This is a genomic window from Cupriavidus sp. D39 (assembly GCF_026627925.1).
Lineage (GTDB): Bacteria > Pseudomonadota > Gammaproteobacteria > Burkholderiales > Burkholderiaceae > Cupriavidus > Cupriavidus ulmosensis.
The window spans coordinates 1173288-1191793 of the sequence record NZ_JAPNLE010000009.1; the positions used below are offsets into that span (position 1 = coordinate 1173288).

General features: G+C 65.7%; 11 protein-coding genes and 5 pseudogenes. 1 reads left to right on the forward strand and 15 read right to left on the reverse strand.

The window, feature by feature from the left end:
• Window positions 1-75 precede the first annotated feature (75 nt).
• The 15 genes and pseudogenes from OMK73_RS17315 to OMK73_RS17385 form a co-directional block, all read right to left on the reverse strand.
• Window positions 76-786 (reverse strand): aspartate/glutamate racemase family protein, encoded by a 711-nt coding sequence (locus tag OMK73_RS17315; protein ID WP_267603099.1) that lies wholly within the window; start codon window positions 784-786, stop codon window positions 76-78.
• Window positions 787-943: 157 nt separating this feature from the next.
• Window positions 944-1865 (reverse strand): annotated as a pseudogene (locus tag OMK73_RS17320) (alpha/beta fold hydrolase).
• A gap of 76 nt (window positions 1866-1941) precedes the next feature.
• On the reverse strand, window positions 1942-2844 hold the full coding sequence (locus tag OMK73_RS17325; RefSeq protein WP_267603101.1) for an SDR family oxidoreductase: 903 nt from the start codon (window positions 2842-2844) through the stop codon (window positions 1942-1944).
• A gap of 55 nt (window positions 2845-2899) precedes the next feature.
• Window positions 2900-3834 (reverse strand): annotated as a pseudogene (locus OMK73_RS17330) (glutathione S-transferase family protein).
• Window positions 3835-3981: 147 nt separating this feature from the next.
• Window positions 3982-4803, reverse strand: coding sequence for an SDR family oxidoreductase (locus tag OMK73_RS17335; protein ID WP_267603102.1), 822 nt, complete (start codon window positions 4801-4803; stop codon window positions 3982-3984).
• A 4-nt stretch (window positions 4804-4807) separates the two neighbouring features.
• Window positions 4808-5662, reverse strand: a complete 855-nt coding sequence (locus OMK73_RS17340) for a class II aldolase/adducin family protein (RefSeq protein ID WP_267603106.1) — start codon at window positions 5660-5662, stop codon at window positions 4808-4810.
• Window positions 5663-5899: 237 nt separating this feature from the next.
• The gene (locus OMK73_RS17345; protein ID WP_267603110.1) at window positions 5900-6910 is read right to left on the reverse strand and encodes an NADP-dependent oxidoreductase; all 1011 of its coding nucleotides are present in this window, start codon (window positions 6908-6910) and stop codon (window positions 5900-5902) included.
• 80 nt (window positions 6911-6990) lie between these two features.
• Window positions 6991-8287: pseudogene (locus OMK73_RS17350) on the reverse strand (serine hydrolase domain-containing protein).
• Between the two features lie 178 nt (window positions 8288-8465).
• Window positions 8466-8909, reverse strand: a complete 444-nt coding sequence (locus OMK73_RS17355) for a PaaI family thioesterase (protein ID WP_267603111.1) — start codon at window positions 8907-8909, stop codon at window positions 8466-8468.
• A 91-nt stretch (window positions 8910-9000) separates the two neighbouring features.
• Window positions 9001-9782: pseudogene (locus OMK73_RS17360) on the reverse strand (SDR family oxidoreductase).
• Window positions 9783-9852: 70 nt separating this feature from the next.
• Entirely contained in the window at window positions 9853-11703 is a 1851-nt protein-coding gene (locus tag OMK73_RS17365; RefSeq protein ID WP_267603112.1) for an acyl-CoA dehydrogenase, read from the reverse strand.
• Window positions 11704-11907: 204 nt separating this feature from the next.
• The gene (locus OMK73_RS17370; protein ID WP_267606418.1) at window positions 11908-12315 is read right to left on the reverse strand and encodes a PaaI family thioesterase; all 408 of its coding nucleotides are present in this window, start codon (window positions 12313-12315) and stop codon (window positions 11908-11910) included.
• 37 nt (window positions 12316-12352) lie between these two features.
• The gene (locus tag OMK73_RS17375) at window positions 12353-13531 is read right to left on the reverse strand and encodes an acetyl-CoA C-acyltransferase (protein WP_267603113.1); all 1179 of its coding nucleotides are present in this window, start codon (window positions 13529-13531) and stop codon (window positions 12353-12355) included.
• Between the two features lie 138 nt (window positions 13532-13669).
• Window positions 13670-14305 (reverse strand): bifunctional nicotinamidase/pyrazinamidase, encoded by a 636-nt coding sequence (gene pncA, locus OMK73_RS17380; protein ID WP_267603114.1) that lies wholly within the window; start codon window positions 14303-14305, stop codon window positions 13670-13672.
• 92 nt (window positions 14306-14397) lie between these two features.
• Window positions 14398-16478 (reverse strand): annotated as a pseudogene (locus OMK73_RS17385) (3-hydroxyacyl-CoA dehydrogenase NAD-binding domain-containing protein).
• A 465-nt stretch (window positions 16479-16943) separates the two neighbouring features.
• Between OMK73_RS17385 and OMK73_RS17390 the strand changes: the two are divergent.
• Window positions 16944-18464: an amino acid permease gene (locus tag OMK73_RS17390; RefSeq protein WP_267603116.1), complete on the forward strand. Its 1521-nt coding sequence runs from the start codon at window positions 16944-16946 to the stop codon at window positions 18462-18464.
• The last annotated feature ends 42 nt before the right edge of the window (window positions 18465-18506 follow it).

An 18506-nucleotide genomic window follows, 5' to 3' on the forward strand; every position in this document is an offset into this window, starting at 1 on the left:
GACGGGGAATCGGCATCTTCTTGCGATTTCCCGTTTCTTGTTCATGAAGATCCCTGTTCCCGCCCTGTGCCCGGCCTAATTCCCAACCACCACCCCTTCCAACGCCCACCCCACCGCGGCCTGCGCATGCAACGCCGTGGTATCGAACACCGGCAGCGCCACGTCATCCTGCCCGATCAGCAGCGCAATCTCGGTGCAACCCAGAATCACCCCGCCCACGCCCTGCGCCTGCAAGCCGTCGATGATCCGGCGGTACACCTCGCGCGAGGCGTCGCGCACGATGCCGTGGCATAGCTCTTCATAAATGATCCCGTGGACCAGCGCGCGGTCGTCGGCTGCGGGCACCACCACTTCGATGCCGTGCTTGTCCTGCATGCGGCCGCGATAGAAATCCTGCTCCATGGTGAAAGCCGTGCCGAGCAGGCCGACCCGCGGGACGCCGGCGCGGCGCAGGGCCTGCGCGGTGGGATCGACGATGTGGAGGAAGGGAATGTCGAGCGCGGCTTCCAGGACCGGGGCCACGCGGTGCATGGTGTTGGTACAGAGCAGCACGAAATCCGCGCCCGCGGCCTGCACCTGCAGGGCGGCCTGCCGCATGGATTCGCCGAGCTCGTCCCAGCGTTGCGCGTGCTGCAGTGCCTTGATCTGCTCGAAGCTGACCGTGACCATGACGCTGCGCGCGTTGTGGTGGCCGCCGAGGCGTTGCTTCATATCCTGGTTGATCAGGCGGTAGTACTCGGCCGAGGATTCCCAGCTCATGCCGCCGATCAGTCCGATCGTCTTCATCTTGACCTTCCTTGCGCACCGGCGCTGTCGAATCAGGTCAATGTAGCAGCAGGCGCCGCCCTGCCCCATGCACAGTGCGGCGGGTTCCGACCGGGCCAGCGCAGGCGCGCGTGCCTGACGCGGCCCGCCATGTCAGATCAAGGCAGGTTCGGGCAGATCAGGGCAAGGCGCTGCGGATCAGCAGGTTGATGCGCTCCGGCTGCTCGTGGATGACCCAGTGCGTGCCGTCCGGGATGCGTTCCAGCCGCATGTCCGGGATGAACTTGTCCAGGCCTTCCAGCAGGCTCTTGGGCAGCGCGGTGTCGCGCTCGCCCCAGATCACCAAGGTCGGCACGCGTACCGTGAAGGCGGCGGGATCCAGCTTGGAGATATCGGGGGGCGTTTCGCCCGGGCCCGGCGGGTGCATGGGCGATGCGCGGTAATAGTTGACGCCGCCGGTCAGCGAGTGAGAGCCGCCAGCGCCGGGCTGCGACCAGGCCGCGTGGTATTTCTCGCGGGTCTCGCCGGTAGAACCAGGGCGCGGGCTGCTTGCCCTGTCCATTGAGGAAGCCTTCCAGCTTGGCGAAGCCGTCGGCCGCCAGCGCTTCTTCCGATCCCGGTGCGCGCAGCCAGTTCATATAGGCCGAGGCGGCTTGCTGCTGAGGATCGCTGGTCAGCGCCTTGGCGAATACGTAGGGATGCGGCGAGTTGATGATGACCAGCCGCTCCACCATCTGCGGAAACTGGATGGCCAGGTTCCAGCAGATCGCCCCGCCCCAGTCGTGTGCGACCACCACGCAATGCGAGTAGCCCAGCGCGTTGATGAACTGGACGAGGTCCTCCACGATGTGGCGGGGCCGGTAGGCCTCGGCTTCGGCCGGCTTGCTCGACAGGTTGAAGCCGCGCAGGTCCGGCGCCACCGCGAAGTGGGTCTTGCCGAACTCGGCTAGCTGGGCTTCCCACTCATACCAGAACTCGGGGAAGCCATGTACGAACAGCACCAGCGGCTTGCCGCGCTCGCCCGCGCTGGCGTAGTGCAAGCGCGTGCCATTGGGCAAGGTGGCGTACTGCAGATGCCGAATGACTGCAGGTTTGGTCATGAATTCCTCCCTTGCCGCAATGGCTGACTGTCTCTGGTGGACTTGCTGCTGGCCGCCCCGGGGGCGGCTCCCCTCGTTATCCGCGCAAGGCTGCGACGAGCCCGGCGCGCACTTCCGGCTTGTCGGCGAACGGGTCGCTCGGGTTGCGCTGGCTAATGATATCTTCGAAGCGCTGCCGCACGGGATCCAGCTGCTGCGGATGCGAGTAAATATAGAAGCCACCGTCGCGGATGGCGTCGAAGGTGAGCTGCGCGACTTCGGCGGCCGTGACCTTGCCCGAGCTGACCGCTTTGTCCGACATGGCTTGCGACACCAGTTGCGAGCGCGTGGGCGGCGCGTCGTTGGCCAGCCCGGCCGGCCGGTTGCGGCCCGATTGCGTGATGCCGGTCGGTACGAAATACGGGCACAGCACCGAGCAACGCACCTGCTCGCTGACCAGGCTGAGATCCTGGTATAGCGATTCAGACAGCGAAACCACGGCGTGCTTGGAGACGTTGTAGACGCCCATCGCGGGCGGGCTGAGCAAGCCAGCCATGGAGGCCGTGTTGACGATATGGCCTTCGAACGACGGGTCCTTGGCCGCGGCCGCCAGCATCAGCGGGGTGAAGATGCGCACGCCGTGGATCACGCCGAAGAGATTGACGCCCAGCACCCATTCCCAGTCGCGCTCGGTGTTTTCCCACATCAGGCCGCCCGCGCCCACGCCGGCGTTGTTGAACAGCAGGTTGACCTGGCCAAAGGCGGCGATGGCGGCATCGGCCAGCGCCTGCACCTGCTCGGCCTTGGACACATCCACGCGCACGCCGATCACCGGCACGCCTTGCGCCTTGAACTCCGCCACAGTGGCGTCCAGTGCATCTTCCTGCACATCGGCCAGCACCAGCTTCATGCCAAGCCCCGCGCCCAGCTTGGCGAATTCCTTGCCGAAGCCCGATGCACCGCCGGTGATCACAGCCACCTTGCCCTGGAATTGCTTCATGTTGTCTGCCTCTCGTTGCTTTCGTTTTATGGGATAGCCTTGCCGCGTGCGAGGCTTAGCCCGCGCGCTGCACTTGATAACCTTGGCGCGGGAAATGCACGTTGACCGCGCCCGCACGCGGATCCTGGCGGCGCAGCGTGGCACGGTGGGCGTCCAGCGCCACCAGCACGCCGGCCACGGGATCGCGCGCGTAGTCCGTTGGCGTCACGGTGACCGCGTCGCCGGCTTCGAAGCCGCTGTCGGCGGCCACCCCGCCCGGCAAAGCAGCCGGATCGGCGTGCCGCGCCACCTCCAGCGCCGACTCCGCGCTGACCACCCGCACTGTGCCATGGCCGAAGGCTTTCATGCGCGCATACCAGGCTTGCACCGCCGGATACGCGTCCAGCAGTTTGGCCAGTTCGCTGGCGCGCTGGATAAACCAGACGTTGTGGTATAGGGAAAAATCCGCCACCGACAGCGCGTGGCCGGCCACGTGCGCCACCCCGCGTTGAACTGCTGCTCGAGCCGACCGAAGGTTTCGTGCAGCAGCGCGATGGCCTCGAGCAAGGGCATGCGCAGCGCATTGGTGTCGCCGCGCATGGCCTTGCGGTCCGCGGAGAAAGCCTGGATCTGCGCCGGCGTCAGGTGGCCAAGCATGCTTTGCGCGCCGGCTGGCTGGAACAGGTAGGTGACGGCGGCGGTAAACAGCGCGGTGTCGATCCAGCCAGCGACAAGGCGCGTGGTGGCGGCCTGCACGGCGGGATACAGCGGGCACGCGGGCGCCGCGCTGTCGATCACTTCGCAGATCAGGGCGGTGTCGCAATAGATGTCGGCCCCCACCTGCAGGATCGGGGTGCGGCGGTAGCCGCCGGTCAGCGCGACCACATCCGGCTTGGGCAGGATCGGCGGGATTTCCACCGCTTGCCACGCCAGGCCCTTGGCGCCCATCAGCAGGCGGATCTTCTCGGAGAACGGCGACGTTGCGTACTGGTGAAGGATAAGGTCTGCCATGGTGTCGGTATCGCTCGTGTTGCCAGCCTGAAGCCAGACTGAAGCCAGACTAAATTCAGCCTGAAATTTTTCTTATGCCTGCTGCCGGTGCGTCGGACGGATGCCGCCACGCTTCGCAGCAAGGCGCGTGCCTGCAAGTGCTTTTCCCTACCGCCCCGTTTGCTTCAGCGCCTTGAGCGCCATGTTCTCGACCAGGCGCGGGGCCAGCAGCTTGAGCCACAGGCCAAGCCGGCCCTTGCCGGTCATCACCAGTTCGCGCTTGCGCGCGGCCATGGCCGCCAGCATCTGGCGCGCGCATTCCTGCGCGCTCATGGCGCCGTCCTCGCGCAGCCGGCTCTCGCCCAGCGGGCGGCCGTCGGGGCCGAAGCCGTTGATGCGCGTATCGGTCGCCACCACGCCGGGAAACACCACGCATACGTCCACGCCGGAGCCGCGCAGCTCAGCCCGCAGCGCCTCGCAGAACCCAGCCAGCGCGAACTTGCTGGCCGAGTAGGCGGTGCGCCCCGGCACGCCGATCTTGCCGGCCAGGCTCGACACCGCCACCATCAGGCCGCCGCGCTCGCGCAGGTGCGGCAGCGCCTCGCGCGTGCACCACATGGCGCCGAAGTAGTTCACGCGCATGACCTGCTCGTAGTAGCTGTAGTCCGATACTTGCTCAAAGTAGCCGTGGGCGGACACGCCGGCATTGTTGACCAGCACATCGAGCCCGCCGTACTGCGCAACCACCGTGGCTACCAGCCGCCGGCAGTCGAACTCGTCGGACACGTCGACGCGCCACACGCCTACATCGTCTGCCGGGTGCTGGCGGCGGATGCGCTCCGCCAGCGCTTGCAGCATGTCGACACGGCGCGCCGCCAGCGCTAGCCGCGCGCCCTGCTGCGCCAGCAGCAGGGCCAGTTCCGCGCCGATGCCGTCGGAAGCGCCGGTAATCAGCACGACCTTGCCGGTGAATGGTGCAAAGGCGGCCATGACTTCAATCCAGCAGGTCGGGCTGTTCCTTGACGATGCGGGCGTACAGTGGCTGGAACTGGAACCAGCCCGCCTGCGCTGTGCCGACGATCGAGTAAGCCTGGCGTGCGGCAGCGTCGGAGATAACCTTCAGTGGCGCGTTGGTGCGCGCGGCGGCGGCCTCTGCCAGCAGCTGCACCTGGCAAGAGCGCTCCATGGTGATGAACCACCAGGCGGCTTCGTCGACGGTCTTGCCCACCGTCAGCAGGCCATGGTTCTGCAGGATCGCAGCCTTGTTGCTGCCCAGCGCGTTGGCAATGCGCTGGCCTTCGTCGAGCTCCACCACCACGCCACCGAAATCGTCATAGAGGGCATGGTCGTTGTAGAAGGCGCACACGTCCTGTGTCAGCGGATCCAGCGTGCGGCCCAGCGTGGACCAGGCACGGCCATGGGTGCTGTGCGAGTGCGCGGCGGCGACCGCGTCGGCCCGGGTCTGGTGCACGCGCGAATGGATGGCGAAAGCCGCGGCATTGACCGGGTAGTCGCCTTCCACCACGTCGCCGTGGTGGTCGCAGCGAATCAGGTTGGACACCTTGACCTGGCTGAAATGCACGCCGAACGGGTTGACCCAGAACGTATCCGGGAACTCGGGGTCTCGCGCGGTGATGTGGCCAGCCACGCCTTCGTCAAAGCCGAACTTGGAGAACAGGCGGAAGGCCGCGGCCAGCCGCTGCTTGCGGTGCAGGCGCTCCTCGGCCGGCGTATCGAACTTCGGCGGGCGCGGCAGCACGCGGTACTTGGCCTTGACCTCTTCGGACATGCCGGCGGCCATTTCGTCCTGGTCGGCCTGGGGCTTGGTGCTTTCTGCTGGAGCATTCATGGGGTGTCTCCTTCTTCATAGTTGGTTTGCTCCCTCTCCCGCGTGCGGGAGAGGGGTCGAGGAGAGGGCGGGCGCCGGCTACGCTGTCGTGCCGGAAAAAGCCACTGGCTTCGCTTCCAGTGGCTCCTAACTAAGCCCCCTCTCCCCGGCCCTCTCCCCCTGAGGGGAGAGGGAGAGGCAGCCGTCGTCATGGCGCGCGGCTCTGGCCCGCTCGGCGGCTCCGGTGCATGCCTCTGGTTAGACCAGCTTGACCAGCTGCTTGCCGAAGTTCTTGCCCTTGAGCAGACCCATGAAGGCTTCCGGCGCGCTCGCCAGCCCTTGCGCGACGCTCTCGCGGAACTTGAGCTTGCCTTGCGCCACGGCGGTGCCGAGTTCCTGCAGGGCTTGCGGCCACACGTCCATGTGCTCGGACACGATAAAGCCTTCCACGGTCAGGCGCGACACCAGGATCAGCTGCGGGTTCTTCAGCGGCATCGGCTGGCCGTCGTAGCCGGCGATCATGCCGCAGATGGCGATGCGGCCAAAGGCGTTCATGCGGGCCAGCACGGTGTCCAGGATCTCGCCGCCGACGTTCTCGAAGTAACCATCCACGCCGTCCGGGGTGGCTTCCTTGAACATCGCGTACAGCGCCTTGCTGTCCTTGGCGGCCTTGTAGTCGATGCAGGCATCGAAGCCAAGCTCATTGACCACGTAGTCGCACTTGTCCTTGCCGCCGGCAAAGCCCACCACGCGGCACCCATGGAGCTTGGCCAACTGGCCCACCACGCTGCCGACAGCGCCGGAGGCGGCGCTCACCGCGATGGTCTTGCCGGCCTTCGGCTGGATGATCTTGTTCAGGCCATACCAGGCCGTCACGCCGGGCATGCCGACCGAGCCGAGATAGGCGGACAGCGGGATATGGGTGGTATCGACCTTCTGGATGCCGATGCCGTTGGTGACGCCCATTTCCTGCCAGCCGAACATGCCGACCACCTTGTCGCCGACAGCATACTTGGGGTTCTTGGTCGCCACGATCTCGCCGACCGTGCCGCCGATCATGACTTCGCCCAGCGGCTGCGGCGTGGCGTAGGACTTGCCTTCGTTCATGCGGCCGCGCATATAGGGATCGAGCGACAGGAAGTGGTTGCGGACCAGCACCTCGCCTTCGCCCAGGTCAGGCACGGGCACCTCTTCCAGGCGGAAGTTGTCAGGGGTCACGGCGCCGGTGGGACGCGATGCCAGGACGATGCGCTTGTAGGTGTTCGACATGATGGCTTCCTTACAGTGAAATGGACAAGGACACTCGTCCTTTGTCGTTCGTTGTGGGTGGTTGCTTGTCAGCTAGCTTGCTATTTCATCAACGACAGCGCCAGCGCCCGATACGCGCGATGCGTGACGGGGTCGTTGGCGCCGTTGGCGGCGATGGGATGCGAGGCGTAGCGCACGATGGTGAGCTCCGCCTTGGGATCAACATAAATACGTTGGCCGTGGATGCCTCGTGCCTCGAACACGCCGTGGTCATCGTTCGAGACCCACCACATCGAGCGATAGCTCCAGCCGGGCAAGGTGGCATAGCCGGCCTTGGCAAACTTGGCAGGATCGCCGCCGCGGCGGATGTCCGCCACCACTTCAGCCGGGATGACCTGCTGGCCGTTGAAGCGTCCGCCGTTGCGCATGGTCTCGCCAAAGCGGGCCAGGTCGCGCAGCGTGGTGTTGAGGCCGCCGCCGCCGGATTCGCTGCCGATGCTGTCCACCATGAAGTAGGCATCGTTCTCCGCGCCCATCTTCTGCCAGACGCGCTCGGAAAGCAGCTTGGCCAGAGACTGCCCGGACACGCGCTTGACGATCCAGGCGAGGACTTCGGCATTGACGGTCTTGTAGGCGAAGGCCTGGTCATGCTCGCCTTCCTTTTTCAAGGTGGCAAGGAATTCGTAGAATGTCTTGGGCCCGGCATAGCCGGGCTCGCGGGGCATCATGCCGCCGGCGCGGCTGTAGTCCCAGACCTCGGCCTTGGGATCGGCGTAGTTTTCCGAGTACTTGACGCCCACCGTCATGTCCATGACTTCGCGCACGGTGGCATCAGAGTAGGCGGTGCCCGCCATCTCCGGCAGGTAGCGCGTGACGGGCGCGGCAGGGTCGAGCTTGCCGTCCGCCACCAGCATGGCGGCCAGCGTGCCGACGAAGGACTTGGTGACCGACATCGCGATGTGCGGGGTATGGTCGTCCAGCGCGCCGAAGTACTTCTCAAAGACCACCCGGCCCTTGTGCATCACCAGGATGCCGTCGGTATAGGTCAGGCCCAGCATGTCGTTGAACGTGCGGCGGGTGCCGTCGGCATCGGTGAAAGGCACGCCGCCGATATCGTGCTCGGCACGCGGCAAGGCCGACACGGGCCCGCGCCCGTGCCAGACCGACGCGGTCGGGACCAGTTCGCGGATATGCGAAAAGCTCCAGCGGGTGCGCGGAAAGCCGTTGCTGGCAGGGGTGAAGCTGATGATCTTGGCGGCTACGGGGGAAGCCCTGCATCCAGCCCGCCGACACGGGATCGGTGGCGGCTGCATCCGGGAACACCGGCGCGGCTGGCGCTGCTACCGGTGCGCTGGCCGAAGGAACAGGTGCATTCTGGGCTTGGCCCGGCTGGTACATGGCAAGGGTTCCTGCGCCGAAGGCGGCAAGCACGGTCAGTTTCAATCGCCGCGTGGCGGCAATCCGTTCAAACAGCATCTTGTCTCCATTTTTTGATTTATAGGTGCTGCGCGCCGCCGGCCCTGGTGGCCCTGCCGGTCTTGGTGGCTAGTATCCCCTCCCTGTCCAGCGCCCCGGCTCAGCCGTCCGCGCCGGTATCCGAACCGCCGCTCGCCGCCCGCTGCGGCGGCACGCGCTTGACGAACTTGAACGTGCCGGACCCGCGCGACACGGTCTTGCCATCGGCATCGACAATCTCGGCCTCGCAAAAGGCCATCGTGCTGGTGCGGTGCACGCACTGCCCGCGGGCGATGAGCTTGCCGCGGCCAGGGGCCATGAAGGTTGTCTTCATCTCGATGGTCACCACGCCACGGCCGTCGGGATCGGTGGCGCGCCCGGCAATGGCCATGGCCACGTCGAGCAGCGTCATCAGCACGCCGCCGTGGGCCATGTCCCAGCTGTTCTGGTGGCGTGTTTCGAGCGCCAGTTCGATCTCGCTGCCCTCCTTGTCCATGCGGGTGCATTGCACGCCGAGGTCGGCAAGGAAGGGAATCTTGAGGGGAAATCCGTTGGTTTTAGTCATGGTTGCAAATGAGGCGAAGACGGTACGGCTGGCCGGCTGACAAGGAGTAAAGGCCCGCCCTGCAGGGGCCAACCGCATTAGAGCATGGACTTTATACCGCGCTCACGCCGCCATCCACCGCCAGTACCTGGCCGGTGATGTGCTTGCCGGCAGCGCTGGCGAACAGCAGCGCCGCGCCCTTCAGGTCCTCGTCGTCGCCCAGCCGGTGCAGCGGCACCGACGCGCACATGGCTTCCACGCCCAGGCGGTCCAGCGATCCCTGCGTCATTTTGGAGGGAAGAAGCCCGGCGCCAGCGCATTCACCGTGATGTTGTGCTCGCCCCACTCGGCCGCCAACGTGCGGGTGAAGTTCACCACCGCGCCCTTGGAGGTGTTGTAGGCAATGGTTTCCATCGATCCCGGCGGGTTGCCCGCCAGGCCGGCGATGGAGGCCACGTTGATGATGCGGCCGTAGCGGCGCGGGATCATCGACAGCTTGCCGATGCGCTGAGAGAGCAGGAACACGCCGCGGATATTCAGGTTCATCACCTTGTCCCAGGCTTCCACCGGATGGTCCTCGGCGGGCGCGCCCCAGGTGGCCCCGGCGTTGTTGACGAGGATGTCGATGTGGCCGAGCTTGGCCAGGGCCTCGTCGGCCAGGCGCACGATATCCGCGTCGCGGGCGCCGTCGGCGGCGATCCATTCGGCATCGATGCCAAGCCCTTTCAGGTGGGCTTGCGCCGCTTGCAGCTCGTCGGCCTTGCGCGCCGACAGCACGATGCGCGCGCCCTGCTCGCCAAGCGCTTCGGCGATCTGCAGGCCGAGCCCGCGCGAGCCGCCGGTGATCAGTGCGGTCTTGCCCTTCAGGTCGAACAATTGCTGGATGGTGTTCATGGTGTCTCCCGATTTGGTGTGGCGCGCGCAGACAGGTGCGCGCGCCTGATCAACTTGTGCGAGCCGCCGGTCAGAACCAGGCGCCCTGCATGTCCAGCGTAGTGCGGTCGAGCGAGGCCAGCAGGTCAAGCTGCGGCCCCACCTTGGGCAGTTCCCAGCGGAAGAAATATTCCGCCGCCGCCAGCTTGCCGCGATAGAAGTCCTGGTCTTCCTGGCTCTTGGCGCCCGCCAGCGCGGCCTGCGCGACCAGTTCCTGCTCCAGCCACGTCCACGACAGCACCACATGGCCGAACGCTTCCAGGTACACCGAGGCGTTGGCCAGCGTCACCTTGGCGTCGCCCGCTGCCCACAGCGCCTGCGTGACTTCCGCCACGCGCTTGACGGCGGCACCCAGGGCCTTTGCGTGGCTGCCCAGCGCGGCATCGCCGCTGGCCAGGGCGTGGCCAATCGTGGCCTGGATCTCCTCGCCAAGAACCTTGAAGGCCGCACCGTCCTTCATCACCACCTTGCGGCCCAGCAGGTCCAGGCCCTGGATGCCGTGGGTGCCTTCGTGGATCGGGTTGAGGCGGTTGTCGCGGTAGAACTGCTCGACGTTGTACTCGCGGGTGTAGCCGTAGCCGCCATGCACCTGGATGGCCAGGCTGTTGGCTTCCAGGCACCATTGCGACGGCCAGCTCTTGGCGATGGGCGTGAGGATATCCAGCAGCAGCGCCAGGCGCTCGTGCTCCGCACCCTCGGCGGCACGTTCCTGGTCCACCAGTTGCGCGCAGTACAGGTTGAGCGCCAGCCCGCCTTCCACATAGCTCTTCTGCGCCAGCAGCATGCGGCGGATGTCCGCGTGCTCCACCAGCCGCACTTGCGGGCTGGCCGGATCCTTGCCGCCGGGGCCGATCGGGCGGCCCTGCGGGCGGTTGCGCGCATAGTCCACCGAGTGCAGGTAGCCGGTATAGCCCAGCATCACCGCGCCCAGGCCCACGCCGATGCGGGCCTCGTTCATCATATGGAACATGCAGGCCAGGCCCTTGTGCGGCTCGCCCACCAGGTAGCCGATGGCACCGGCCTTGCCGCCCGGCTTGTACTTCATGCCTTCGCCGAAGTTCAGCAGGCAGTTGGTGGTGCCGCGATAGCCCATCTTGTGGTTCAGGCCGGCCAGTACCACGTCGTTGTGCTCGCCCAGGCTGCCGTCGGCATTGACCAGGTACTTGGGCACGATAAACAGCGAGATGCCCTTCACGCCCGGGATCAGCTTGCCGTCCGGGCCGGGGATCTTGGCCAGCACCAGGTGCACGATATTGTCGGACAGCTCATGCTCGCCGGCCGAGATCCACATCTTGTTGCCGCGCAGGCGGTACTGCTGGCCCAGCGGCGATTCGCCGTCGTAGTCGGCGCGCGTGGTGATGTCCGACAGCGACGAGCCGGCCTGCGGCTCGGACAGGCACATGGTGCCGAAGAAGCGCCCTTCCATCTCCGGCTTGACGAAGGTCTCCACCTGCGCCGGCGTGCCGTGCGTGAGCAGCAGGTTGGCGTTGCCGATGGTCAGGAAAGGATAGGAACTGGTGCCGACGTTGGCGCCCTTGAAGTAGGCGAAGCCGGCCTTCTCCACCACCACCGGCAACTGCATGCCGCCGATGTCGTAGTCCTGCCCGGCCGCCATCAGGCCGGCCTCGCAGAAGGCCTTCAGCGCGGTCTTGACCTCGGGGATGATGGTGACGGTCTCGCCGTCGAAATGCGGCTCGTGCTGGTCGCTCTTCTTGTTGTGCGGCGCGAACAGGTCGGCGGCGATCTTCTCGCAGGTATCGAGCGCGGCGTCGAAGGTCTCGCGGGAATGGTCGGCGTAGCGCGGAATACGGGTCAGCCCTTCGACCTTGAGCCATTCGTACAGCACGAAGTTCAGGTCACGGCGGGAAAGGATCAGCGACATGGCAGGAAACGGCTCCCAGACTGAAAGGGAAAATCAAAGATGCGCGATCCGGCGGCGGCGATGGCGCTATTGGCAGCCTCGCGGCGGGGATCGTCGCTGTCTCCACAACGGCACGCTCGCATGGCGCACCGCACATTCTGTAAATTCTCTAAATGGCGCGGGGAAAGAAAAGGCGCTCGCGCGCCCGTCTCTTTCCTGCCGTGCTTAGCTACCTTCGCCCAGGCGAGCGATGGTGCCCTGCGCCACCGCGCAGAGCTTTTCCTCGCCATCCTTGACCATGAACACATCGCATCGCACCACCGCTTGCTGGCGGCCGCGGTTGAGGCATTCAGCGCGGGCAATCAGCATGTCGCCAATCGCCGGGCGCAGGTAGTTGATCTTGTACTCGGAGGTCACCACCGGCGCCGCCATGGCCGCGCCGCCCGCATAGGTCAGTGCGTTGTCAGCCACGTAGCTGACCACGCCGCCATGCAGGAAGCCGTGCTGTTGCCGCAGGTCCTGCCGGATAGGCAAGCGCAGCTCGGCGCGGCCGGGCGAGAGCGCGGCCAGCTCGGCGCCGACCAGCACCAAGAAGGGCTGGCTGGCCAGCACCTCCCGGCCATGGGCCAGCATCGGGTCGGCTTGATCGCTCACGGTGCGTTGCCGCCGCTCAGAGGACTTCGAACAGGCCGGCAGCACCCTGGCCGCCGCCGATGCACATGGTCACCACCACGTACTTCACGCCACGGCGCTTGCCTTCGATCAGCGCGTGGCCGACCAGGCGAGCACCCGACACGCCGTAAGGGTGGCCCACCGCGATGGCGCCGCCATTGACGTTCAGGCGGTCCATGGGGATGCCCAGCGTGTCGGCGCAGTACAGCACCTGCACGGCGAAGGCTTCGTTCAGTTCCCACAGGCCGATGTCGGCAACCGTCAGGCCGGCCTTCTTCAGCAGCTTGGGCACCGCGAACACCGGGCCGATGCCCATTTCGTCAGGCTCGCAACCGGCCACGGCAAAGCCGCGGAACGCGCCCAGCGGCTGCAGGCCCTTGGCCTCGGCCACCTTCGAATCCATGACCACGACCGCCGAAGCGCCGTCGGAGAATTGCGATGCGTTACCGGCCGAGACCACGCCGCCGGGCATGGCGGTGCGGATCTTCGATACGGCTTCCAGCGTGGTGTCGCCGCGGATGCCTTCGTCGGCCGAGACCGTGACTTCCTTGGTCATCAGTTGGCCCGTAGCCTTGTCGGCCACGCCGGCGAGCACCGTGATCGGCACGATTTCATCGTTGAACTTGCCGGCCTCGAGCGCGGCGAACGCGCGCTGCTGGCTGCGCACGCCGTATTCGTCCTGGCGCTCGCGCGAGACGTTGTAGCGCTTGGCCACGTTCTCGGCGGTTTGCAGCATGTTCCAGTAGATTTCCGGCTTGTTCTTGGTCAGCCAGCTTTCCTGGATCATGTGGCGGTTCATTTCCTGCTGCACGCAGGAAATGCTTTCCACGCCGCCGGCCACGAAGATGTCGCCCTCATCGGCGATCACGCGTTGCGCGGCCATGGCGATGGTTTGCAGGCCGGACGAGCAGAAACGGTTCACGGTAGCGCCGGGAACGGTCACCGGGCAGCCGGCGCGCAATGCGATCTGGCGCGCGATGTTGGCGCCGGTGGCGCCCTCCGGGTTGGCACAGCCCATCAGCACGTCTTCCACTTCACCGGCGTCGATCTTGGCGCGGGCGATGGCGTGCTGGACCGCATGGCCGCCCAGGGTCGCGCCGTGGGTCATGTTGAAACCACCCTTCCAGCTTTTGGCCAGGCCGGTACGTGCGGTGGATACGATGACTGCCTCTTTCATGTCTTGCTCCTCAGTATCTCTGGTATCTGGTGACCTGCGGCGTGCGTTCACGTCCCGCAGTGTCTTGCAATAGGTCTTTGGCTGGGTTCAGCCGTGTTAGCCAGGCTTGGTCAGGCTTAGTCAGGCGATGCGTCAGGTTCAGTACAACAGGCCGGCAGATTGCAGGCGCTGTACGCCAGCGGCTTCCAGGTTTCGCCACGCGTTTGCCAGCGAGCCGTCGAGATCGATGGCGCGACAGGCGTCCTCGACCACAATGGCGTCAAATCCGGCCGTCCGGGCATCGAGCGCGCTCCAGGCAACGCAGTAGTCCGTTGCCAGTCCCACGCAAAACACCCGGCGCACCCCGCGCTCCTGCAAATAGCCCGCAAGCCCGGTGCGGGTGGTGCGATCGGCCTCCATGAAGGCCGAGTAGCTGTCCACCTCGCGGTGATGGCCCTTGCGGATCACCATCTGCGCATGCGGCACCTCCAGCCCGGCATGCAGCGCCGCGCCGTGGCTGCCCTGCACGCAATGCGTGGGCCACAAGACTTGCTGGCCATAGGGCAACGCCACGGTCTGGAACGGCTGCGTGCCGGCATGGTTGGCGGCAAACGAAACGTGGCTGGCCGGATGCCAGTCCTGGGTCAGCACCACATGCGCAAACGCCGCCGCGAGGCGGTTGATCACGGGCACGACTTCATCGCCCTGCGCCACGGCAAGCGCGCCGCCGGGCATGAAGTCGTTCTGCACGTCGATGACCAGCAGGCAATCTTCGGGGCCGTATTGCTTGGCCATGCCGCTACTCCTCGCTTGGTGACCGGTTTGCGATCAATGTTGAGAACCCCGCGCAGCCTGACTGCGCCGCGCGAACATCGCCTTGGCCGTGCTTAGCCGTTGAAGCCCTTGCCCTCGGCAGCCAGCTTGACCAGCAGCGGGGCTGCTTTCCAGGCTTCGCCGTGGTAGCCCTTGGCATAGCGCGCCATCGACTGCGCCACGTTGAACAGGCCAACCTGGTCCGCGTACAGCATCGGGCCACCACGGAACAGCGGGAAACCGTAGCCGGTCAGGTAGACCATATCGATATCCGAGGCCTTGGAGGCAATGCCTTCTTCCAGGATCTTGGCGCCTTCGTTGACCAGCGCGAACACCAGGCGCTCGACGATCTCCTCATCGGAAATCTTGCGGCGGGTGATGCCCAGGTCCTTGGAGTGCTGCACGATCATGTCGTTGACCTGCTGGTTCGGGTACGGCTTGCGGTCGCCCGCCTTGTAGTCGTACCAGCCCGCGCCGGTCTTCTGGCCGTAGCGGCCCAGTTCGCACAGCAGGTCGGCAGTCTTCGAGTACTGGATTTCAGGCTTGTCGATGGCGCGGCGCTTGCGGATGGCCCAGCCGATGTCGTTGCCGGCCAGGTCGCCCATGCGGAACGGGCCCATGGCAAAGCCGAACTTCTCGATGGCCTTGTCCACTTGCTCCGGCAGCGCGCCTTCGTCCAGCAGGTAGCCAGCCTGGCGGCTGTACTGCTCGATCATGCGGTTGCCGATAAAGCCGTCGCACACGCCCGACACCACGGCGGTCTTCTTGATCTTCTTGGCGACCTGCATGACGGTGGCCAGCACGTCCTTGCCGGTCTTCTCGCCACGCACCACTTCCAGCAGCTTCATCACGTTGGCCGGGCTGAAGAAGTGCATGCCGACCACGTCTTGCGGGCGCTTGGTGAAGGAGGCGATCTTGTTGACGTCCAGCGTGGAGGTGTTCGACGCCAGGATCGCGCCCTGCTTCATCACTTCGTCCAGCTTCTTGAAGACGATTTCCTTGACGCCCATTTCCTCGAACACGGCTTCGATCACCATGTCCGCATCCTTGATGTCGTCATAGGACAGCGTGGTGGTCAGCAGGCCCATGCGCTGCTCGACCTTCTCTTGCGTGAGCTTGCCCTTCTTGGCGCTGTTCTCGTAGTTCTTGCGGATCGTGGCCACGCCGCGGTCCAGCGCTTCCTGCTTGGTTTCCAGCATGATCACCGGGATGCCGGCGTTCAGGAAGTTCATGGTGATGCCGCCGCCCATGGTGCCGGCGCCGATCACGGCAATCTTCTCCAGCTTGCGGGTGGGGGTGCCTTCCGGTACGTCCGGGATCTTGCTGGCGGCACGTTCGCCAAAGAAGGCGTGGCGCAGCGCGCGCGATTCAGGCGTGGTCACCAGGGCCATGAAGCCTTCGCGCTCAGCCTTCAGGCCAGCGTCGAACGGCGTGAGCGAGGCAGCCACGGCGTCCACGCACTTCAGCGGCGCCGGGAAATTCTTGGCGACCGCGGCCACGGTATTGCGGGCAAAGGCGATGAAGCCTTCCGCGTTCTCGTGCTTGACCTTCAGGTCGCGCACCTTGGGGTACGGGCCGGGGTTGGCCGCCACCGTCTTGGCGAAGGCCACGGCCGCGGGCAGCACGTCGCCGTCGACGATTTCGTCGAACAGCTTGGTGCCGGCGAATTTTTCGCTGGGGATAGCATTGCCCGACACGATCATGTTCAGGGCGGCTTCCAGGCCGATCACGCGCGGCAGGCGCTGCGTGCCACCGGCGCCGGGCAGCAGGCCCAGCTTCACTTCCGGCAGGGCGATCTGCGCGCCCTTCGACGCCACGCGGTAGTTACAACCCAGCGCCAGCTCCAGGCCGCCGCCCATGGCGACGGAATGGATCGCCGCCACGACGGGCTTGCTTGACCCTTCCACGACCTTGATCACCGAGTGCAGCGTCGGCTCCTGGGTGGCCTTGGGCGTATTGAATTCACGGATGTCCGCGCCGCCCGAGAAGGCTTTGCCGGCGCCGGTAATGACGATGGCCTTGACGGCCGCATCGTCCAGCGCACGGGTCATGCCTTCGACGATGCCAAGCCGGGTGCTGAGACCCAGGCCGTTGACGGGGGATTGTCGAGCGTGATGACGGCGACGCCGTCCTGAACCTGATACTGCGCTGTCATGCTGGTTCCTTTGGTAACTAGAAGTTGTCTCGGGATTCGAATTCTCGAATTAATTTTTTCTGCGCGGCCCCAAACCACCGCCCGGCCGCCGGAGAAGCCCTGGGCTTGCACCCCTCGGCCGGCGCCCACCCTATCGCGAGCGGATCAAGCATACACAAAATAGCACGGTCGTTCAATTTCATTTTGGGGCTTCCCTGGCGCCGCCATGCGCGTTGTTCATGGCGGATCTCGCCCCCGTGCATTCAGGCTGCCAAAGCCCACCAAAAAGCTAGGGTAAGCCCGGAGCGCCATGGCTCATCCGGCACATTCCCCGCCCCCTGAGGATTGCCTCTAGTCACAGTAGGCGACTTTCCTGACATAAACCGCCGTAACCCTCGGATTTACCCGGATAACCCGGTAGACTCGCGCGCTTTGCCCGCTCGGGCGCCCCACGAGGCGTCGCCCGCCGAAGTTCCAGTGACCCTGATGTCTTCCCATCCTCACCCTCACCAGCATCCCGTCGTCGAGCATGACGATCTCCAGCGCAAGCTCAAGGCCCGCCACCTGACCATGATCGCCATCGGCGGCGCGGTCGGCACCGGGCTGTTCGTGGCCTCCGGCGCATCGATCTCCCAGGCGGGGCCCGGCGGCGCGCTGCTGATGTATTGCCTGATCGGCCTGATGGTGTATTGCCTGATGACCAGCCTGGGCGAGCTCGCCGTGCATATGCCGGTGGCCGGCTCCTTCGTCACCTACAGCGCGCTCTATGTGGAGGAAGGCTTTGGCTTCGCGCTCGGCTGGAGCTACTGGTTCAGCCTGGCCGTGACCATTGCCGTGGAACTCACGGCGGCGCAACTGGTGATGCAGTACTGGTTCCCGCACATCTCCGGCGTGATGTGGAGCGCGGGCTTCCTGTTCTTGATGTTCGGGCTCAACGCCTTCTCGGTACGCGGCTTTGGCGAGGCCGAGTACTGGTTCGCGCTGATCAAGGTAGCCACGATCCTGATCTTCCTGGCGGCCGGGCTGATGATGATCTTCGGCATCCTCAAGGGCGGGCCGCAATCGGGCTGGCACAACTTCACGCTTGGCGACGCCCCCTTCGTGGGCGGCATCCCCGCCATGTTCGGCGTGGCCATGATTGCCGGATTCTCCTTCCAGGGCACGGAGACCGTTGGCGTGGCAGCCGGCGAGGCCACCGACCCGGCGCGCACCATCCCGCGCGCCATCCGCCAGACTTTCTGGCGCATCCTGCTGTTCTACGTGCTGGCGATCCTGATCATCGGCGTGCTGATCCCCTACACCGACCCCAGCCTGCTGCGCAACGACGTCACCGACATCGGCGTGAGCCCCTTCGCGCTGGTGTTCCGCCATGCCGGCCTGGCCTTCGCCGCCGGGCTGATGAACGCGGTGGTGCTGACCGCCCTGCTCTCCGCCGGCACCTCCAGCATGTACGCCTCCACGCGGATCCTGTACGGCCTGGCGGTCAGCGGCCGCGCGCCACGGGCATTGGCGCGGCTCTCCGCCAATGGCGTGCCATACAACGCCCTGTTCGCCACCACCGCCGTCGGCGCCCTGTGCTTCCTCAGTTCGTTGTTTGGCGACAAGGCGGTCTACCTGTGGCTGCTGAATACGTCCGGCATGACCGGCTTCATCGCGTGGCTCGGCATCGCCATCAGCCATTACCGCTTCCGCCGGGGACTGGTGTACCAGGGCTACAAGCCGTCCGACCTGGCCTACCGCTCGCCGCTCTATCCCTTCGGCCCCATCTTTGCCACCGTGCTGTGCGTGGTGATCGTGCTCGGCCAGAACTATCAGGCATTCAGCGATGTGCGCGGGCGCTGGCTGGAGATTGTCGGCACCTATATCGGCGTGCCGCTGTTCCTGGTGCTATGGCTGGGGTATCGGCTGGTCAGGAAGACGCGGCTAATCGACTATGAGGACATGCCGTTCAACTGCAAACGTGCGGGCGAGGCGGAGGCGGTTGGCGTAGGTGCGCCGGAGCGCTGAGCGAGCGGCCTAGCCGCGCACACCTAGCGCACCACATACTGC